We start from the raw sequence: 18,713 nt of genomic DNA, 5'->3' as shown, positions 1-18,713 counted from the left end.
CCTTAAACACTTAAATATCTATTCTTGTATGAAACGTAAACCTCTGGACGACCGCTGTCTGTTATGAAACTGAATTTATTTTCACCCATATCCAAACTAAAAAAATCTGAATCTGGGTCAATCCAAGGAAATCCGTTTTGACTAACTCCATCTGGTGCTACAATCTCTACTTTCTTATTTCCGAAAGTTGTTTCTAAAATTAATTTATACCCCTCTGGAATAGTACGGTTAACGCGTATAAATTCACCTGTGCTAAGATTCGTAATCTTTGGGTTAACAGCAGCTCCACGAAATTCCACGATGATCGGTGTGGGTACATCCCCTTTATTGATCAATATTCTCGAATCTCCACGACTAGCAAAGCGTACTGGGAAATGGAAAGAAAATCTGAAGTGTGCAACAAAATCCTCAAGTTTAATATTTTCGGTCATGATATCCAACCAAAATGGTGACGGACATATAAGATTGACTAACCCCTTTTGAAAATTAATCCCCTTGTTATCCGTGCCAGTTGGAAATACAGGTACACCATCGGGTACTGCTTTTATTTCCCTTTTGGTATTACCATTTTCATAGATTAGTTTTCCTGCACCCAATTTTGAATTAAATACAGAAGCTACATATTGTCTTCTTTCTAAAAGCAAATCGTTTGTATTCCCCATTATTGCTATCTGTAAAGACAACAGGCGTTCATCAAATACCGAATCGATATGAGTACTCCCGTCTTGATAAGGCGCTTTTGATAGCTGTATGTTTGCATGAACATCCCCTTTGCCATCCACAGAAGATAAAATAAAAGGAGCCGAATTTTTCAGCTCCAACGATTGTCCACGACTATTAATAAATGTAATTTTCTCAGCCATTTACACACCCCATTCCATGGCTAGTTGTCTTTGGGCTTGTATACTTTTTCTTGCCAGTTCTGAAGGTGAAGCAACTGGTGCATAGAAATTATTATTAACTACTGGTTGATAGCTTCTTGTATTGTCTATGTTACTTACCGAACTACCTCCAAACCCACTAGAATAACCACCAGGATTAATATTAGGCATAGTCGCATTTGCCATCTTTTGAGCAGCATTTGTAATAGCACTCATGTTTTGCTCCATACCTTCTGCAAGTCCTGCGGGAATCCACTTACCAAGGCCCATCATGACACGTGAAGGTGATTTGATTTTTAAAGCACTAGCAATCGTTTTAGAAATTGAATCAGCAATTGATTGAGCTTTCTTTTGTAAAGGTTTCTCCATATCCTCCATACCAGCCATTAGACCTTTGATGGTATCCTTACCGATGGATTTCATAGAAGTTTTCATTGTTACAAATTCATCCGTTGTACCAGTTCGAATCTCCTTGATTTTAGAAGCCCATTCCTTTTTGTACTCATCCAGTTCCTTCTTAGTCTCAGCAGTTAATTCCTTGATTTTCTTTTTCGTATCTTTATTCATCTGTGCTAATTCGCTTTCAGCTTGCGTTCTAGCTAGTACATTCTTATCCTTCCACAGTTTTGCGTATTGAGTTAATTCCTGGTCAGTCAGAGTTGTTAGTGCGGCAATCTCTGGTGCAGCTTTAGGACCCATTTGACGTAATTCTTCAAGTAGTCCTTTGTCGATTCCCTTTTTCGCCAACAATTGAATATTTTTAGACCAAGTTTCGAATACAGCAACTTGACCTTGCAAGTTCTCAAGAAGCTTTTGCCCAGTTATATCAGATGATTGTGCAACCTCATCGAAAATGCCTGCGAAGCTAATAAGCGATGCAGTTCGTTCTGCTACAGATTTTTTATATTCATCTTTTAAAGCTTTTTCTGATGCTGCTAATCTTTCATTCGCATCATTAACTTTAGTTACATATTCATCATTAAGCGATGTTAATTGATTGTGTATTTGTTTTTTAGTCTCATAAATATTTTGATCAATTTGCTTTCGTTCATCAGAACCTTTTTTATAGTTCTTCTGTAATTTTTCCCATGCTGCTAATTCTTGTGTTAATGACATTTCATTCATTTTCACTTTATCTTCAATAGAAGATTTAGCAACGTCGAATACTTCTTTTGCATGTTTTTTATTTAAAGAAACAATTTGAGCATTGATTTTAGCTACAGCATTCGGAACGTTAGCATACTGTGTTTTCATGGCTTCTAAAGATTTTACATACTCAGTAATGTCGATTTTCTCGGCTTTAAATTTAAGTGAGAGGTTCGACATTTTTGTGTTGAATTCTTTTTTAGCTGATGCTGCTAATTTGTTTGCTGCTGTTTGTGCCGCTTTTTCTTTTTTACTAATTCCATTAACAAATCCTTGGCCTGTATGCTCACCTAATTTAGTGGTAACACGCGAAGGTGAACGAATATCCAAGGCTTTCTTAATGGTACTTGTAACACCTGTAGCAACAGACTTTACTTTATCTTTAACTGCATCCATCATCGAACCAATACCATTAATAAGACCTTGTATGATGTGTTTACCAACAGAAACCAAATTAATACTGTGGAGGAATGATGCAGCCTTACCCCACCCAACATCTACTGCTGTTGCAACACCGTCCATTGCTTTGCTCACAATTGATTTAAACATATTAAATATGTTAGTAATTATATTTTTAATTCCATTTAAGATAGTGGAAGTATTGCTCTTAATTCCATTCCAGGAGGAAGTAACGGTATTTTTTATTCCACCCATAACAGTGGTTACAATTGTTTTAATTCCGTTCCAAATACTTGAGATAACCGTCTTAGTTGCATTTAAAATAGTTGAGATAGATGTTTTATAAAGATTGAAAGACCCTGTAATTGAACTTTTCAATACATCTAAAACTCCGGTTATAATACCTTTAATACCGTTCCAAGCGCTAGTTACCAAACTTTTAGCTGCTGGACCAAATGATTTTAATGGACCTAGCAATTTACCAACAAAATATAAATTGATAGCTCCCCAAACGGCTTCTAATGCACCAGAAAGTATCTGTTTGATACCTTCCCATACACCTTTCCAATCGCCAGTTAGAAGACTACTAAAAGTTTTTATAATACCTGTAATAACTTTCGTAACGCCCTCTATTACATTTTTTATAGCTTCCCAGGTAGAAACTACTAACGCTTTAATAATTGGCCACACGACACTCATAACGCCTGATATCACTTTTAATGCCACGTCAATTACAGTTGAAATTGCTGACCACACATTAGATGCAGCTTCCTTAATACTTTCTTGATTCTCTGACCAAAAAGTTGATAGCTGATCACCCATACTTTGTACAAATGAAACAATTCCACTCATTGTTGATGAGATTGCATCTTTGATAGCTGACCAGGTTGAATCAACGACATTTCTAAATCCCTCATGATTTTTGTATAGTCCTACAAAAACAGCTGCCATACTCCCGATAGCTAATATGGCAACACCTATTGGTGCTACAATTCCCGTCATAGCTGTTCCGAGAACTGTCATTAACCCTCCTGCCTCACCAATCGCTAGCGCTACTGGAGCTAACGCTGTTAGAATACTACCAATCGAACTTACTAGCATTCCGACTACAACTAACACTGGTCCTATTGCGGCTACCATTCCAGCGATTACTACTATGACGGTTTTTGCTCCATCCGAAAGATTACTAAATTTCTCAGCTATTGGACCTAATACATCTGCAATCTTTAATAACGGTGGAATCAATACGTTTTTCATAGAGATTCCTATTTCAGTAAACTTGTTTTTTAACATTTTTAATTGTGATTCAGTTGTTTTGTAACGCTGTTCAGCTTCCTTAGTTAGCGCCGTATTTTCTTCCCAGGCTTCATTCGATAATTTAACAGCATCTCCGAAAAGTTCACTTGCTCCACCTGCTCGTAGTAAACTGTCACGTAAAAGAACACTATTTATGCCCATTTCCTGCAACATATTAATAGCAGTATCGCCTTTATCTTCTGCATTTCCCAATCCATTAATAAAAGCACCGATGGCACCGATGGCATCTTTTTCGAAAGCTTTCTTAAACTCTTCTCCTGTCATACCAGCCACTTTAGAAAACCCTTCTAGATCCACACCTGCATTAACAAGAGTAGTAAGTTCTTTCTTGGTCATTCCTAAATCTTCTGCCAAATTCCCAAATGCTTTTCCGCTATGAGAGGCCATCATTTGTAAATCACGTAGAGAGTAACCAGTTTGCTTTGATAAGTCTTGTACTTTCGTAAAACCTGTAGAAGTAGCTACTTGCATACTTACCATTACGCGAGATATTGCAGAACCGCCCATTTCTGCCTCGATGCCGACGGAGCTTAATGCTGTAGCAAGTCCTATTATGTCTGCCTCACTCATGCCCACCTGTGTACCAGCCCCCGCTAAACGCATAGCCATAGCGGTGATATCAGATTCTGTAGTAGCAAAATTGTTCCCCATTGCAACAACACTTGAACCCAGCTTATCAAAATCCTTTTGTGCCATTCCTGTAATATTCGCAAATTTAGCAAACTCTGTCGCTGCTTGTTCGCGCGACATGTTAGTGGACTCACCAAGATCTACAACAGTTCTAGTGAAGCTTAAAATATTTTCTTCAGCAATCCCCAACTGTCCTGCACTTTCTGCCACCGCTGCAATATCTTTAGCTGATGTCGGTAAGGTTGTAGCCATTTCGCGGATGCCTTTTTCTAACTTTTTGAAACCCTCTTCTGAAGTGTCAACAGTTTTTCGAACACCTGCAAAAGCTGATTCAAATTCTATTGCTGCCTTAGCCGCTCCAACTCCTAATCCCACAATTGGTGCTGTTACATACAACGACATAGATTGTCCAATTGATTTCATGCTAGAGCCAACCCTTTTCATCGTCTCTCCAACTTTTTGCATGGATTCACCAGCACGTTGCCAACTAGATTGAGAGCGTCTTAATTCCTCTTCTTGCCTCCTCAAAGCTGCAGTAACATCGCTGATTTCAGTTTCGGTTCTGGTATACTCTGCAACTGCTCTATTAAGTTGAGCTGCTAACCGTTCTGTAGCCGCTGAATTTTCACCAGTCGCTTGTTTACTGCTCTCATAAGCTGCTCGTAACGCCCTTACTTTGACTTCCTGGCTACTTAATAAACGAGTTAAAGTTTCTTGCTTAGTACGTAATCCATCTGTAGTAGTACCCCACTCACGGCCCCTATTTCGAACGATGGACATTTCTTGCCCCAATGTTTTAATACTTCTGTCAATGCTCGCAAGGGAGCGTTCAAACGTTGCACTATTCATTGAAAGGCTAACCCTCAGATTACCAACCTCTGCATCCGCCATTTTATTTCACCAACTTTTCATGATTTGACTTGTTACCATTTCACTTGATCTGCAAAAACTGTTGGTACCTGTTCTTTTCCTTTGGCTTTCCAACCATTAAAATCACAATGTCTATCCCATAGAGAGAGCAATTTTCGCATTGTCATCTTCCACACTTCTTCTTCTTTTCGATTTAGATGAACAGTCCCTATATAAATAAAAAAATCGAACGGTAATTCGCTCGATTTCACTACTTTCCCGATTCAGTTTGAGTTTCTTCTGATTCTGGCGCTGAATTTTCTATAGCCAGACTCAACGCTTCTACTACACTTGATATATTAGTCATATCAATTAATGAACCCACTTCTTTTTCTGTTAAATCTTCGTGTTCTAAAACACAGAACAAGATTGTACGAATTAGCTTGAAATCTGAACCATCAATGCCACTCAAAGCTTTTAATGCATCGTCACCAAATTTTTCTTGCAATGAACAAAGGGAGTTTAAATCAAATTTGATTTCATATTCTTTACCATCTGCTAACTTCACTTTCTTTGGTTCATTCACGTTCCCTAATACCACCTTTACACCTTCATCTTTCATAATTTCTGCTTTCGTTGTTTTACCCATCATTTATTCCTCCTAATTTTTAATGAAAATAAAAAGTGAGCCGATTATCCGACTCACTCCGTTTGCTTACTTAATAATAAAATTCGTTCCAATTACTGCATCCCCTATAGCAAGGGGTGTACTAGGGCGCAGGTGTTGCAGTTGGTAATTGAACTTCATCGAACCATTCAGCAATTACTGCTGCATCTGCACCTGTATCGTCTTCATCCACAATATATCGTTTAATCCCATTCCCTTTTGCATCTAAAATCGTATCTGAATGGACGAATACACCTTTAATTTTAGGTGTGTTGTATTCAATAGATTCACCTTTAGTCTTGTATTCTTCCTCTGGTAACTGGAAATTACCTTTGTAGAATACAAAATAACGGTACTTCCCGTTCGATTTCAAAGCTCTGAACAATAGTGCTCCGTTTGGTGCAACGTCTGCTGTTGTATCAATTACACCACCGTTAATTACTTGTTTTCCAAGCAATTTTGCATACACATCATTTGAAAGTGCATCGATACCTAACTCGATTTCTGTTTCACCTTCTGCGCTTGCTGATTCAGCTGCTCCATCATCAGCGTACAATACTGCATTTGATGTCTTGGGAGCTACTTTAGCTTCCATTGCTTTAGCGATGCGATATGGCTTCTCAAAGCCGTTTTCAGCACCTACTTTTTCTGGCGCAAAGAATAAATCTTTTAAACCGATTAATACTCCACTCATATATAATCATTCCTTTTCTATAAGTTAATTTCTGATTGATCATCATAATAAAACTGCATAACTTTGTGGAAGATTTTCGTATCATCTTCATAAAGTTCATGTGCAGTTACACGCGAGAAGCCTTGTTCTTTCAATAATTTCTTTACCTGTTTGACCACATCCACATGATTGCCTTTGGACCACACATCAATCTGAATTGAATGACGTGTTTCTTGCTCAGAATCCTCCGCAAATACTACACCCATTTCGTTATATTGAAAGAAAGTAATGTACGTTGTAGCTGTTCCTGTATACGTTAATAGAGCAACTGGAATACCAATTGGTTTGAGAGTATCAATGATTAATTTATTTAAACTCATAATCCTAACTCCCTTCCTACAACTTCAGCCATTTTCCTTTCTACATTGGATTTCTCTTGTTCGAAAGTGGGCCTCACAACAGGTCTTGCAGGCATTTTAGATGTCCCAAACTCATGAAAGAATAAATAAAAGGCGTCACTGTTTTGATTGGATAAACCAACCTCAATGGCGCCATTAATAACTTTTGAACTAATTTTAAAGCTTCGCTCTGATTTACCAGAACGCTTCTTTAATCCATGTGAATAAACATTTGATTCAAGCTTGTCACGTAAATATTCGCCTGCTTCCGTCAATGCCTTTTCTTCAATTACTTTTGTGTTGGCCATTCCAGTTAATCTATTTCGCAACTCTTCTAATCCAGTGAATTCAAAGTCCATCAACAGCACCGTCCTTTGTTTCACGAACGTGTATTGTCCACCATTGATTATTTTCATCATCATTGTTCATGGAAATGATTTTATAAATCTTATCTTTATGACGAATCCGCATATTGTCATCCACATCTTTTCTATAACGAATTCCGAAAGTTTTCATGTCTTGTAACTGATCTGCAGCTGCATCATAAAAAGCTTTACCTTTTAATGTTTTAATAGCTGCCCAAATCGGTTTTTTAAACGCTGTCCATTTAGTAATTGGAAAACCATCTTCATCTTCTCCTCCTGGTGGAATTAAGAATGTAATACGATATTTCAATTCACCAGGATTGTTATTAGAACGATAATTCATTCTACATACACCCATTTCAACTGCAATATAAGTGACTGCAAACCATAAGGAATAGGTATCTGAGCGACTTTAATACTTGTAGGGTTAATTACATTACGATTCTCGTAAAAGTGTGTGGCGAGCAAATGAACGGCTAATCTGTGCTGTGCGTAAACATCCTTCTCTCCAACTTGTAAGTAATAATCAGTTGGCTGAGTTACACCGGCATTTTCGAGATATAAAATGGTTGCTTGTAGGAATGAAGAAAGAGACGCATTTTCATCGTCTCCATCAATTCGTAAATATTCTTTTAGATCATTTAAGAGTTTGTCCAATTCAAATCACCATCTTTTAAGTAGATTCAAGTGTAGCGAGCCTAGAAATAATGTCATCATACTGCGCTTTTGTACCGAAACCATCTTTGCCTGCCGCTCCTGTATCTCCCTTGTCACCTTTTGGTCCTTGTGCTCCCGCCGCACCAGTTGCGCCTTTTGCACCTGCTGGACCTTCAACTCCATCAATTAATGCAGCAAAATCTGCGCCAGTAGGTTTTTTACCAGTGCTGAATATTTCTTTTAATTCATCTTTTGTTGGCATTACATTTCACCCCTTATTTAATAATAAAATCCGTACCTATTGTTGCCTCCCCTATCCCAAGGGGATTATTAGGGTTTAGCGACTACATCAGCGATACGGAATGCTGAAGCTAATTTGATACGGTGGTCAAAGTAAGCTGTTACAACGAATTGCTCAATACCTGTTTTGATGTCTTTATCACGCTCGAAAGTTTCACCAATATCATAGTTGAAGTGAGAATAAGAGAAATCCCCCACGATTGGTTTCGATGCACTGTCGGCAAAGATAACAGGTTTACCCAACACTTGCTCTGGTTGCGCAGTATACAATGTTGCACTACCATTAGCTAATACTTCGATAATGTCTGAGTAATCTTTATATGACATTACGATTTTAGCGTTATCACGATAGTCTTCGTGTAGATCTGCGATTGCATCTTTAATTGCTTTGTATTTGCTATCTGCAGTAACTTTCACAATAGCATTTTCAGTTGAGTAGAACGACATGTGTTCCTCACCCGATTTAGGAGTTGCAGCAAATGCTACTTTCTTTTCTTTTGCAGCTACACCTGATTTAAGTGCATTTTCCACATGCGATACTAAATTTGCATCAGATCCGTTTATAACTGTTTCAGACACACCTGCAAATACTTTGAATTTGTTACGAGTAAACGCAACAGTATCACCTTTCGCTTTTAATTCTTTTGCAGTTGCCATATCAGCGATAAAATCATCGTCATCTAGTGTAAATGCTAGACGTGGTAATTCTAAGTTTGTGATCTGCGTAACTGCCGAATTACCTCGTAATGGGTTTTTAGCAAGTGGCGCAAGAATAACGTCTTGGGATACAGTTTTAGGTAAGAATTTACCACCGCCAGATGCAGCATCATCGCCTAGTGCAGCACGAACGTCTCCGTCTAATGCTTTACCTCGCATAGCTGAACGGATTAGAGAAGCCTTTGCAGCAACAACTTTTTGTTCTGGATCTTCGATGGCTCCTAAACCTTTATTTGAAGCTAGTTTAGCTTTTTGCTCAGCTTCTAATTGGTCATGTTGTTGTTTCACGATATCAAAACGAGCCTGTAAATCTTGTTTTGACTTCTGCGATGCTTGAATATCTTCAAGAGATGCAGATGGATCCATAGCTTTTTGTGAAAGCTCACCTTCAACTTTTTGTAGCTGTTGACCTAAAGTTGCAATTGACTGTTTCAATTCAAAAAGTGTTTGTCCTCCAAAAAATTGAATAGGTAATGTTAATAACGCTTTAAATGTTTTTGGTTTATATGTTTTCATAATTATTTTCCTCTTTTCATCAAAGTATTGTGTTCAAATAAGTAAGATTCGCCTTCGAATCTGCGAGAATGCTTTCACGTAACGCTTTTTCTTCAGCTGAGATAATATGTGGTGCTGGTTCTTTTAATTGCTGAGGGATATTTTTAAATTGCTTGGCAAATCGGTCATCGATAGATGCCACCATTTGATTAGCACTTTCAACCACATCGCACAAACCATAATTGAATGCTTCTTCAGCCGATAACCACGTTTCTCCATCAAGTAACTGTTTCAATGTATCTTCATTCAACTTATCACCAGCTTTATCCAAATACATTTGCATTGTTGATTGATTAATACGTTCTAAATCGTCTGCTGCTTTGCGCAACTCTTCAGCGTTACCACTTGCCCAAGTCCAAGCATTATGGAGCATCAACATCGCATTTGAAGGCATTCGAATTTCATCAGCTGCCATTATAAGTACACCTGCAATCGATGCTGCTAGTGCATCCACATGGGCAATAACATAAGCTTTGTGGCGTTTTAACATGTTACCAATTGCTAATCCTTCAAAAACTGAACCTCCAGGACTGTTTACGTAAAGATGAATTGTGCTAACGTCTCCAGCTTCATCTAATTTCTCTTTAAAAATTGTGGAGGACATTTCGCCAAATTCTTCCCAAGCCCATTGAGTAATTTCGCCATAAATAAAAACATCCGCTGATTTTCCATCTGCAGATGCTTTGATATCGAAGAAACTACTCTTTTTCTGTTTGGTCATTTTGTTCACCTCCCTTCGTAGATGTTGTTTTACGTTGAGTTGGGTCCATTTCCATCGGATATAAATCCCCTGATATCCACAATTCATTAGCCTTACCCCCGATTGGCGATAAATCCTCTAATTGTCGAACCTCATCTGGCTTCATTCCGCCACTTCGTAACATAGCTTGATAAAAATTAGTACGGGCAGCTGTGTCACCACGTAAAAGACCACCTAAGTTGAATTTGAAATACAATCCATCTTGGCGGTCTTTTTTAGTTAACAATTTGCGATTAAATTCATGTTCATATTGGCGTACAATCGGCAATAACGTCATATTTACGAATTGAATCATCATTTGCTCATTGGATCCGTAACTCGCACCTTCATTGTCATTCAAAAAAGATACTGGAACATTAAATACGTTAGCAACCCTTGAGCGTGTAATGCGCTCAGATGCTAACGTATCAGATGCTACATATTTGCGCTGTATCTCTTTAAGATTTACACCAGGTTCTTGGAACAAAACTCCGCCATTTTCTTTATAAAATCTTTTGAAATCATCAATAATATTTTGACGTATTCCTTCTTTAACGTTAGCTCCGTACTCTAAAATAAATGATTCTTTTTTCTCCATTTCAGAAAGTGAAAATTCTTGAACTGCTTTATCATATTTCAAAGTATTTTTAAGAACCTCAATTGGGCTAATACCTCGCCAACGCGACGCTCCGCTAATATGCTTTACGTGTAACATGTTCATATTGTGAACGTAGATTGTACCGCTATTAGCTTGTATTTTGTACCATAGTTCACCATCATCGTTATTTAAGAACTCTTCCACATAGGTTGCATCTAAAGGGATAATCGTTTCTGGTTGCATTCGAATATCACGTTGAATGATTGCATAACCATTTCCTTTTTCATTACGACTTACTTCAATTTTGTTTATTAAATCAAACCCACTCATATTAGAATTAGGTTCATTGATTAGAACATCAGCTGCTTGATTCACCGTTATGTCATATTGATCATACAATTTCAAAGGCAGTGCAGATAAAGTGTTAGATAACCGACTGATGACGCTGAAAATTGTCTCATTCGTGACTAACTGTGAATTATCAACACCCCAAAAAGTACGACCAAACCAATCCGAAAAATCATAAGTTTTACCCTTCCAACCTGCTATTGCTGCTTTCGCTTTTACATTAAACTTTTGATACCATCTCATTTTTTCACCACCTTCCGCGGTCGCTCGAAGGTTTTACGATACCAGCTGCTGTCGTTGTTGATTAAGTGTACTTCTCGATGTGGAAGTGGGTTATATGGCTGTTTCTTTTTAAATAGTTTTTGTACCCAGTTAATTAGTCGCTTCACGGTTTCACCTACTTTCCTCCACAGTTGATGTTGCAGATGGCATAATAAAAAGCCACTCTATTGAGTGACTATATTAATTACGAGCGATTGATGCATTCGCCCACATAACTGCTGTTTCAAGTTCAGTCATTGCTACTGATTTTTCTCGACTGTTAGGACATAATTCATCAATTAAATATGCTAATTCTTTCGCTTTCTCCCGAATATCCTCATATTTTTTCGGTTGTCCTTCTTTTGGTGAATGGTATTTGAAATTGTTTTCTATCTTACTTGTACCTAACAAACAATCACTACAAAACTCTGTCATGACTTCTGACTTACCACACTTAAAACATGTATTACTCATTTTTTATTCATCCTCTCTTATAAATCATTAATAGAAATAAAACTGATATTCCCATCACCTGTATTCACTTCAGCAAATTTAGCTTGTACAAATGCATTGATAACTGCTGCTGCAGGATCTATCCGCTCACGTGATTTCTTTTTGGACAGTTTAATATTTTCGTTTCCATCCATTTCAGCTATAGCATTTCCGAATGCCCAGGATAATACTTTGTCACCAACATGAGTCACATCGCCTTGATAGACTGCCTCACGAAAATCTTTAGTTGGCTCTGATAATGTTCCATAACCTTGTCTGATTTCGACACATACAAAGCCCTTTTCAGTCATGTTTTGTGCAAACTGAGTAGCCCCCCATGGATCATAGCAAAGCATAATCGGATTCCAACCATTCGCTTCTATTTCATTCACAATCCAATTTTCTACAAATGAGTAATCTACTACAGCTCCTGGTGTAACATCTAACCAACCTTTTTCAATCCAATGATCATAAGGAACCTTATCCTTAACACGTCTTTCCGCAAGTGCCTCTTCAGGCATAAATGAATGTTGTTCAACATGGAAGCCGTAATCTGTTGGGAATACAAACCCTGCTGAAGTTAAGTCAATCTTCTTTGATAAATCCACACCTATATAAACATCAAATTCTGAAGTGTCCATTTCAGTGACTTCACATGCCTTCCATTTTGCGGATGACATATAGCCACCTTCCTTCATATCCACCCATATGTTCATGGTTTTGGTCATGAAAGAACGCATTTTTTCTGGAACGTCTAAAGCTGTTCTTAAATCAGAACGAATCGATTCAAGACCCTCTTCATAAGTAGCTACAATTGGATTGGCCTTAATCCAGTTTGATTCATCTTTGATGTCATCGCCTTCATCAAGTTCACAGATGATAGCAAAGTAATCATCATTTTCAATGTCATCATTCGGATCTAATATACGACTGACATATTCGTATTCAGTGAAACATGGACGACTTAAATCAAATCCTGCTGTTGTAATAACAACCATTAAAGGTTCTTTACGAGCAACCATCCCAGACTGTAATACATCGTATATTTCAGAAGTTTGATGAGCATGATACTCATCCACAATTCCTACAGATGGATTCTTACCATCACCAGTCTTTCTAGTCTCACGAGATAGAGGGACGATAACGGATCTATTATTAAAAACCTCAATCTTTCCATAAGCCTCTTTCCATTTGCCGTCAAGTAACTTTGATGATGCAATTCCATCTCGAACAGCTTCATACACCTCATCGGATTGATCTTTTTGCCAACCAGCTATATATGCTCGCTGTTTCTCATCACCTAAGAAAGTGATGTAAGAAGCAATGATTGCTAAGAATTGTGACTTTGCATTTTTACGGGCCAATTGAATGTAAACCTTACGGAATCGACGAGCACCATTTGATTTCTTCTTGAAACAGAAAATGTTGACGCTGATGAACAATTGAAAATCAGTTAACTCTACAGGCTGTTCAGCGAGCACACCTTCCACATGATGAAATTCAAGTGCCCAATAATAAAAATCTTCGCCTTCCTCTTCATCAAAATAAAAAGGACTGTCATCATTTTGACAATCCTCATAATCTTTCAGGAATCGTTTTACTGCCCATTTATGTTTTATGCAAGCCTTTATGCGACCTTCTAAAATGTCATCGCAGTAGGCAAATACTCTTTCAAGTACACTCATAAGCGATTACCAAACCGTTTCTCTGCTTCCGTTTTTTCTCCCACAGTTGATGGTGGTGAGGGAATAATCAATTTCAGACGCGAGGTGATAGTAAGGCCCAAGTCACTAGCTGCAGTTCTGCATTCAGTAAACAATGTATTTTTTGTTCGTATCAATTTTGGATAATCATCATTAGCAATCGTTACAGATTTTCCCGACTCTGTTTTAACGACTTCAGTGGCTTTTATCTTTTTCATATCCTTAATTAGCTGTAAATATTGATGTTTTGAGTCCAAATATCGTGCTAAAGAGTCCACATCTAAGTTGCTAAAAATATTAAGTTTCATTAATTCTTCTGCTATTTCGTTAAACTCTTTCTTTTGTGCAGCCGTTAAATATGACGGTGGTTTCACCTTATCAATATCCCCACGCATCGCGGTTTCGTGGGATTCACGCTTTTTAATTTCTTCTTTTGTTAAATGCTTCGATACCCCTTTTCCTTGGATCACTTGCAAAGGTTGTTTATTTCGTCCAGCCATCACTATCACCTCCTTCAAAAAAATATTCAAAAACGGGTTTTTCTGCGATGAAAACTCCCATGCGGTTAATTTGTGTTTATTTTTCACACAATTAAAGTAGGGGGGCTATCACTTTTACCTGTAAAAATATAAAAATAACTATCCAAAGAAATAAAATAAAAATATATTAATTTATTTTTTATCTTCGAATGTCTTCTTGTTGTGACAACTTAAGCAGAGATACTGTAGGTTATCTAAGTCCAAGCGCTTCAACCAATTAACCTTTATCGGAATGATATGGTCAACAATGTAACCAGGAACTAACCTGTTGTCATTGAAGCAAGATACACACATACCATGGCTTTCAAGTATTGCTAACTGTCTAGCCTTTCGCCATGCGGTTGAATGATAGAAAGAGTTGGAACGTTTATCTCGATGATGTTTATCATAGTAACGGTTATCATTCGTTGTCTCTGTTGTGTGAGCTTCACAGTAGCGAGTGGTTGTTAGCTGTCCACAGTTAGGTTTGTTACATGGTTTCAGTGGTTTACTTGTCATGCGTCTCCACCTGTATGCGTAGCAACTGCATGGCTTGCTTGATGGATTGGTGCAGTTCGTTAGCTTGTCTAGCCTTAGCTGCTGTTGGTCTGTGTGACTGCTTACGCTGCACCTTCCTTAGGTTAGCTTGCATAGCTCTGATATGTTCATCAGTGTAATAGCATGTGTATGCATGACCACATGATGGACAGTTAAAGTAAATGTGCTCGATGTCTTTGTTGATGCCATCCACAGATTGCGGATTAGATAATGGATTCTGATTTAGAATTACAGATTCCTTTTTGTAATTTGAAAGTTCAAATGGAGAATGGCAATGATCACACGAAACAAGAATTGATTTTCGAGATTGAGAATCCTTAATTAAAACTGGCATTTGAAATCTCCTTTCTACGACTCATAATTGAATTTATACATCCACACAGACACACGATACTAACAGTCCTGATTACCCATTGAGGTGTATCATGTGGCTGTATTGAGGCATAAGAAAAAGCCACACCGGTTAGATGTGACTTAAATTACTCCATTTTTATTAACATGGAATTAGTAGTTATTTAGAAGATAAACACTCCAACTAGAACTACTGTATCTAATTGTAGCTGTTGAATTCATTCCAATAGCATATGACACACTCGTATTAACAAATGTATGTGCAGGAGAAGGTGTAATACTGAATGTATCACTTGAAGGCTTTAAAGTGCCATTATTTGAATGTGGAATACCTGCCGTGCCGTAAACTACTTTTCTATCGGATAAAGCAACTGATGTATCTAGTTTTGTCCATCCACCAGTAGCTTTTGTTAATCTTTTACCTGCAGTTGTACTTTCAACATATATTGTTGAGTAAGCTCTTACAGCTTTTTTACTATCTGTAACATTGCCTGGCTGAGTTGCTATTCCAAAAGTATTAATTAAATTTTGATTTTTATCTGTTTCAAATGAAATATCATAGAATGAAGTAACTGCAGCAATTTCAGAATCAGTACCTGATTCTACGATTTGAGCCGTACTATATGTATCAACAATTGGCGACACATCTGAAGTTAAATTATTCATATTAAATGTAGAAAAGTTATTTTGTTCTGGTAAAGGTGTAATAATTACTTTATTTTTCCCAATCATTTTCTCCATTTCTACTTCTGATAAATCAGATATGCCATTTTTGGCATCCTCATATAATTCGTCTAAACTTTTTTCTTTGGACATTGCGTTTGCCTCAATATTTCCTCCTAACAAAAATATAATTGCTAGACTAAACAAACTTAAAAAAACTTTTTTCATTTTTTTCTCCACCTTTTATGTAGTTTCTTGTTGCAATTACAATTGTAGTATATCAATCCAATAATTGCAAATATGTTTTAAATAATACAAATATGTATTCATTAACCAATATTGTGAGATAGAGGAATAAATTTTCTTTCATTCATGATATGAGATGTGAAATTTAACCAAATAGGTTATACTATAACAATATAGTTTATACTATAACAATATTAATTCCGTAATATTCAACAAATTTCACAAGGAGGAATATACATGAAAAAAATATTGTTGATACTAGTATCTGCATTTATTTTAACAAGTTGCCAATCCAAAAATGACTTTTATTACAAAGGTGATAGTAATAACTGGCATGCAGAAGTATTTACCCAAAAAAATGGTGATCAAGAATTGAAAAGCTATAAAATAAAGTACGAAGGCGAAAACTTAGAGAACCTAAAAAATAAAGATATTTCATTTTCATTTCAAAGTGAAAATAGTCTTCAAGGTCCAATAATAAAAAAATTATCAGAATCTGGAACCTTAGAAAGCAATTCACCTAGTTCATGTGGTGGTTGTGATTTTCTCAATAAAGATAGCGAAATAATTTTCACTATCGAATGGAATGGTGAAAAAGAAGAATTCATTTTAAAGAATTAGTTAATAACATTGTTTAATTGTTTAATCCTTTAATTATTCCTATATACAAAAAGGGGCAGCAAAGACTGCCCTAAATAGAAAATTTAATTTCTCGTGCATTTCAAAACGCTTTTTGACATTACCATCGTAATACGGATTTGCAATAGTTTCTATCGCTTCTTCTTAACTTAATATAATGTTAAGTTAGATTCAGTTTCATATTCTCTTCTTTGTTTCAAATCATTTAATTCTTCTCGCCATTCTTCTAAAAATTCTTTTGTGTCTTTAATCTCAGCAAATGGCACAACTCCTTTAGTTAAACGCTCTTCAGCTTCTTGTATATTACACTCACATTCCTGTATACAATCATTTAAGAATTTCAAATATGAATTCACTTTCATCATCTCCCTCTAAATCTTAAAATCTTTTACAGAGCATTAACCTACTCCACATACTTCATCATGTGGCTGTATTGAGGCATAAGAAAAAGCATCTCACTGAGATGCTATCGTATTGGTGCTATTATTCCGTTTTTCTTCAAATGCCCCTGTTCTAATAACTTATCCTTCAAGATAAATGAGATCTCAATTAACTTTTGAAATTGCATGTTAGCAGTACATTTTCGATCTATTCTTAGTAAATCTTCCGAGCATTCAAAAAAGCCAATCAAAACGCTACAAGTTGTATAAATCATTAAATCTAATTCGTGTAAATATGGATGTAAATTTAATAATTTATTTCCACTCACATCTTGGAAAATATACTTATAAAAATGATTACTAGAAGTATGAGTATCGAAGCATAAATTTTTATAAGTAGTACTATACAAATTCTCCATGTCCACATCAATAGCCATCTGTTTTATTTCAAAATAACCTTCTACTTTGGGACGCCCTTCCGTTTTATTCCAAGTTGATAAAAAGCCTAATTCTTCAATTTCTCTTTTTAAATTAACCAAATTAGCTGTTAGCTCTGCCTCTGTATAAAAAGCCTCAAAATACTCCCCCTTATTTTTAATTTCTTCTAATTGAATCTTACTAGCATCTATACTCTTAAATTTTCCATACGCTTTAGAAAACCTAACAAATTCCTCTTTATCTTTATTAATTTTTTTCATTAAAACTATTAGTTCAAATAAGCTTCTTATTAAAATTCTAGCAGAAACTATATCACCTAATAAAAAAAGATTATTTATAGATTTAACACTACTAATAGTTTTAACAAAAAAAGTTAAAGCTCTCTCTTCTACCTCATTCTGAGGATTAGCAGTCTGTACCCCTTCGATATAATATTTATCTAAATATGAAACTACGAAATCGTTAAAAAAGGGCTTTAAATAACTTGCACTGTGACACTGATTGTAAATATCCAATTGTATTCATCCTCTTTTTTTATCAATCATACGTAAAAACAGACTATCTGTCATTAATACAAATATGATATTCATAACAAAAGACCACCCAATCAAGAGTGGCCCAATAAAGGAGGAAATCAAATACCTGTAAATTGTCTTTCACAACAACTTACAATTACCACTATAAATTAGTTTGTATATACTTTCGATACATTCGAGGAGTGAACCTTTTGTGAACCCTCCTGGAAATCATCTACAAATTGAATAGTTCGCATGATTTCTGCATGACGCTTTTTTATATGACTGGCGCTGTACCCTAGTTCTTCAGCTACTTCTTCAAGTGTCATACCGTCCACATACTTTAGTTTTAATATCCTCTGGTTCATTCCTTTAAATGTATCGACTAAATTCATAAGGTCGTTCATCTGTGCTTGTTTGTGATTAAGTTCGTTTGAAATCCTTTGTATAATATCTTCTAATTTTGCACCATTTGATTTCTCGGTAAGTTTAACTCCCCATAGATCTCCACTTGTCCACCGTTTTAATTCTCTTTCTGATTGTTCTAAGTTGAATTCAAGGTAGGATATTTCATCATAAAGACTATGATAATTTTTCAACCACTCATACATGTTCACCACCTACCTTTCTTATTTATTCCTACCGAACTATAGACATATCGTTATTCGTTCAAATCAGTCGCTCTGAGAGGTTTTAAACTTTCGATGATA

At 36.4% G+C, this 18,713-nt stretch carries 22 protein-coding genes; 1 reads left to right on the top strand and 21 read right to left on the bottom strand.

The genetic code is table 11. The features are described 5' to 3' along the window. Positions 1-2 precede the first annotated feature (2 nt). The 18 genes from BK137_RS14905 to BK137_RS14815 form a co-directional block, all read right to left on the bottom strand. A complete protein-coding gene (locus tag BK137_RS14905; RefSeq protein WP_038185443.1) occupies positions 3-863 on the bottom strand; it encodes a phage tail family protein in 861 nt (286 codons plus the stop codon). Beyond that, the gene (locus BK137_RS14900) at positions 864-5,222 is read right to left on the bottom strand and encodes a phage tail tape measure protein (RefSeq protein WP_162148713.1); all 4,359 of its coding nucleotides are present in this window, start codon (positions 5,220-5,222) and stop codon (positions 864-866) included. A gap of 271 nt (positions 5,223-5,493) precedes the next feature. Further along, the gene (locus BK137_RS14890) at positions 5,494-5,871 is read right to left on the bottom strand and encodes a hypothetical protein (RefSeq protein ID WP_051448720.1); all 378 of its coding nucleotides are present in this window, start codon (positions 5,869-5,871) and stop codon (positions 5,494-5,496) included. A 121-nt stretch (positions 5,872-5,992) separates the two neighbouring features. After that, positions 5,993-6,583, bottom strand: coding sequence for a major tail protein (locus tag BK137_RS14885; protein WP_038185449.1), 591 nt, complete (start codon positions 6,581-6,583; stop codon positions 5,993-5,995). Between the two features lie 17 nt (positions 6,584-6,600). Then, positions 6,601-6,942, bottom strand: coding sequence for a hypothetical protein (locus BK137_RS14880; protein WP_038185452.1), 342 nt, complete (start codon positions 6,940-6,942; stop codon positions 6,601-6,603). Further along, positions 6,939-7,319, bottom strand: coding sequence for an HK97-gp10 family putative phage morphogenesis protein (locus tag BK137_RS14875; protein WP_038185455.1), 381 nt, complete (start codon positions 7,317-7,319; stop codon positions 6,939-6,941). Before BK137_RS14875 ends, BK137_RS14880 begins: the two co-directional genes overlap by 4 nt. Further along, the gene (locus BK137_RS14870) at positions 7,309-7,668 is read right to left on the bottom strand and encodes a phage head closure protein (protein WP_038185458.1); all 360 of its coding nucleotides are present in this window, start codon (positions 7,666-7,668) and stop codon (positions 7,309-7,311) included. Before BK137_RS14870 ends, BK137_RS14875 begins: the two co-directional genes overlap by 11 nt. Continuing rightward, positions 7,665-7,982, bottom strand: coding sequence for a head-tail connector protein (locus BK137_RS14865; protein WP_051448721.1), 318 nt, complete (start codon positions 7,980-7,982; stop codon positions 7,665-7,667). Before BK137_RS14865 ends, BK137_RS14870 begins: the two co-directional genes overlap by 4 nt. 16 nt (positions 7,983-7,998) lie before the next feature. Beyond that, positions 7,999-8,244 (bottom strand): hypothetical protein, encoded by a 246-nt coding sequence (locus BK137_RS22350; RefSeq protein WP_038185774.1) that lies wholly within the window; start codon positions 8,242-8,244, stop codon positions 7,999-8,001. A 68-nt stretch (positions 8,245-8,312) separates the two neighbouring features. Then, entirely contained in the window at positions 8,313-9,515 is a 1,203-nt protein-coding gene (locus tag BK137_RS14855) for a phage major capsid protein (RefSeq protein WP_051448722.1), read from the bottom strand. Between the two features lie 19 nt (positions 9,516-9,534). Next, complete coding sequence (locus tag BK137_RS14850) at positions 9,535-10,275, bottom strand: head maturation protease, ClpP-related (RefSeq protein ID WP_038185460.1); 741 nt, start codon at positions 10,273-10,275, stop codon at positions 9,535-9,537. Next, positions 10,253-11,482, bottom strand: a complete 1,230-nt coding sequence (locus BK137_RS14845) for a phage portal protein (protein WP_038185461.1) — start codon at positions 11,480-11,482, stop codon at positions 10,253-10,255. The genes BK137_RS14850 and BK137_RS14845 overlap by 23 nt, the downstream gene beginning before the upstream one ends. Positions 11,483-11,701: 219 nt before the next feature. Further along, positions 11,702-11,935 carry an Acb2/Tad1 domain-containing protein gene (locus BK137_RS14840; RefSeq protein ID WP_051448735.1) on the bottom strand — a complete coding sequence of 78 codons (234 nt, stop codon included), beginning with the start codon at positions 11,933-11,935 and terminating at the stop codon, positions 11,702-11,704. Between the two features lie 56 nt (positions 11,936-11,991). Further along, positions 11,992-13,677 carry a terminase large subunit gene (locus BK137_RS14835; RefSeq protein WP_038185463.1) on the bottom strand — a complete coding sequence of 562 codons (1,686 nt, stop codon included), beginning with the start codon at positions 13,675-13,677 and terminating at the stop codon, positions 11,992-11,994. Beyond that, the gene (locus tag BK137_RS14830) at positions 13,674-14,195 is read right to left on the bottom strand and encodes a phage terminase small subunit P27 family (protein WP_038185466.1); all 522 of its coding nucleotides are present in this window, start codon (positions 14,193-14,195) and stop codon (positions 13,674-13,676) included. The genes BK137_RS14835 and BK137_RS14830 overlap by 4 nt, the downstream gene beginning before the upstream one ends. Positions 14,196-14,366: 171 nt before the next feature. Beyond that, complete coding sequence (locus tag BK137_RS22675; protein WP_235175742.1) at positions 14,367-14,528, bottom strand: HNH endonuclease signature motif containing protein; 162 nt, start codon at positions 14,526-14,528, stop codon at positions 14,367-14,369. A gap of 193 nt (positions 14,529-14,721) precedes the next feature. Next, complete coding sequence (locus BK137_RS14820) at positions 14,722-15,105, bottom strand: hypothetical protein (RefSeq protein ID WP_038185472.1); 384 nt, start codon at positions 15,103-15,105, stop codon at positions 14,722-14,724. Between the two features lie 170 nt (positions 15,106-15,275). Beyond that, positions 15,276-16,013: a hypothetical protein gene (locus BK137_RS14815; RefSeq protein ID WP_038185484.1), complete on the bottom strand. Its 738-nt coding sequence runs from the start codon at positions 16,011-16,013 to the stop codon at positions 15,276-15,278. Positions 16,014-16,268: 255 nt separating this feature from the next. On the opposite strand from BK137_RS14815, the gene BK137_RS14810 reads away from it, so the two are divergent. Then, on the top strand, positions 16,269-16,652 hold the full coding sequence (locus BK137_RS14810; RefSeq protein WP_038185486.1) for a membrane lipoprotein lipid attachment site-containing protein: 384 nt from the start codon (positions 16,269-16,271) through the stop codon (positions 16,650-16,652). A 167-nt stretch (positions 16,653-16,819) separates the two neighbouring features. On the opposite strand, the gene BK137_RS14805 is transcribed toward BK137_RS14810, so the two are convergent. The 3 genes from BK137_RS14805 to BK137_RS14795 all read right to left on the bottom strand — a co-directional run bounded on the left by BK137_RS14805 (position 16,820) and on the right by BK137_RS14795 (position 18,614). Then, positions 16,820-17,026, bottom strand: coding sequence for a hypothetical protein (locus BK137_RS14805; RefSeq protein ID WP_155981188.1), 207 nt, complete (start codon positions 17,024-17,026; stop codon positions 16,820-16,822). Positions 17,027-17,136: 110 nt separating this feature from the next. After that, positions 17,137-18,003: a DUF5677 domain-containing protein gene (locus tag BK137_RS14800; RefSeq protein ID WP_051448723.1), complete on the bottom strand. Its 867-nt coding sequence runs from the start codon at positions 18,001-18,003 to the stop codon at positions 17,137-17,139. A gap of 170 nt (positions 18,004-18,173) precedes the next feature. Continuing rightward, a complete protein-coding gene (locus tag BK137_RS14795) occupies positions 18,174-18,614 on the bottom strand; it encodes a sigma factor-like helix-turn-helix DNA-binding protein (RefSeq protein WP_051448724.1) in 441 nt (146 codons plus the stop codon). Positions 18,615-18,713: the final 99 nt, after the last annotated feature.

The organism is Viridibacillus arenosi, from assembly GCF_001955655.1.
GTDB classification, from domain to species: domain Bacteria; phylum Bacillota; class Bacilli; order Bacillales_A; family Planococcaceae; genus Viridibacillus; species Viridibacillus arenosi.
This window is presented reverse-complemented; position numbering and strand designations above follow the sequence as displayed.

Bases quoted from the DNA above. Each gene is read 5' to 3' on its own strand.
- BK137_RS14815 (WP_038185484.1), bottom strand. From the start codon at position 16,013: ATGAAAAAAGTTTTTTTAAGTTTGTTTAGTCTAGCAATTATATTTTTG.
- BK137_RS14905 (WP_038185443.1), bottom strand. From the start codon at position 863: ATGGCTGAGAAAATTACATTTATTAATAGTCGTGGACAATCGTTGGAG.
- BK137_RS14870 (WP_038185458.1), bottom strand. From the start codon at position 7,668: ATGAATTATCGTTCTAATAACAATCCTGGTGAATTGAAATATCGTATT.
- BK137_RS14840 (WP_051448735.1), bottom strand. From the start codon at position 11,935: ATGACAGAGTTTTGTAGTGATTGTTTGTTAGGTACAAGTAAGATAGAA.
- BK137_RS14885 (WP_038185449.1), bottom strand. From the start codon at position 6,583: ATGAGTGGAGTATTAATCGGTTTAAAAGATTTATTCTTTGCGCCAGAA.
- BK137_RS14845 (WP_038185461.1), bottom strand. From the start codon at position 11,482: ATGAGATGGTATCAAAAGTTTAATGTAAAAGCGAAAGCAGCAATAGCA.
- BK137_RS14830 (WP_038185466.1), bottom strand. From the start codon at position 14,195: ATGGCTGGACGAAATAAACAACCTTTGCAAGTGATCCAAGGAAAAGGG.
- BK137_RS14900 (WP_162148713.1), bottom strand. From the start codon at position 5,222: ATGAATAGTGCAACGTTTGAACGCTCCCTTGCGAGCATTGACAGAAGT.
- BK137_RS14850 (WP_038185460.1), bottom strand. From the start codon at position 10,275: ATGACCAAACAGAAAAAGAGTAGTTTCTTCGATATCAAAGCATCTGCA.
- BK137_RS14890 (WP_051448720.1), bottom strand. From the start codon at position 5,871: ATGGGTAAAACAACGAAAGCAGAAATTATGAAAGATGAAGGTGTAAAG.
- BK137_RS22675 (WP_235175742.1), bottom strand. From the start codon at position 14,528: ATGTGTGTATCTTGCTTCAATGACAACAGGTTAGTTCCTGGTTACATT.
- BK137_RS22350 (WP_038185774.1), bottom strand. From the start codon at position 8,244: ATGCCAACAAAAGATGAATTAAAAGAAATATTCAGCACTGGTAAAAAA.
- BK137_RS14795 (WP_051448724.1), bottom strand. From the start codon at position 18,614: ATGTATGAGTGGTTGAAAAATTATCATAGTCTTTATGATGAAATATCC.
- BK137_RS14875 (WP_038185455.1), bottom strand. From the start codon at position 7,319: ATGGACTTTGAATTCACTGGATTAGAAGAGTTGCGAAATAGATTAACT.
- BK137_RS14820 (WP_038185472.1), bottom strand. From the start codon at position 15,105: ATGCCAGTTTTAATTAAGGATTCTCAATCTCGAAAATCAATTCTTGTT.
- BK137_RS14855 (WP_051448722.1), bottom strand. From the start codon at position 9,515: ATGAAAACATATAAACCAAAAACATTTAAAGCGTTATTAACATTACCT.
- BK137_RS14835 (WP_038185463.1), bottom strand. From the start codon at position 13,677: ATGAGTGTACTTGAAAGAGTATTTGCCTACTGCGATGACATTTTAGAA.
- BK137_RS14810 (WP_038185486.1), top strand. From the start codon at position 16,269: ATGAAAAAAATATTGTTGATACTAGTATCTGCATTTATTTTAACAAGT.
- BK137_RS14880 (WP_038185452.1), bottom strand. From the start codon at position 6,942: ATGAGTTTAAATAAATTAATCATTGATACTCTCAAACCAATTGGTATT.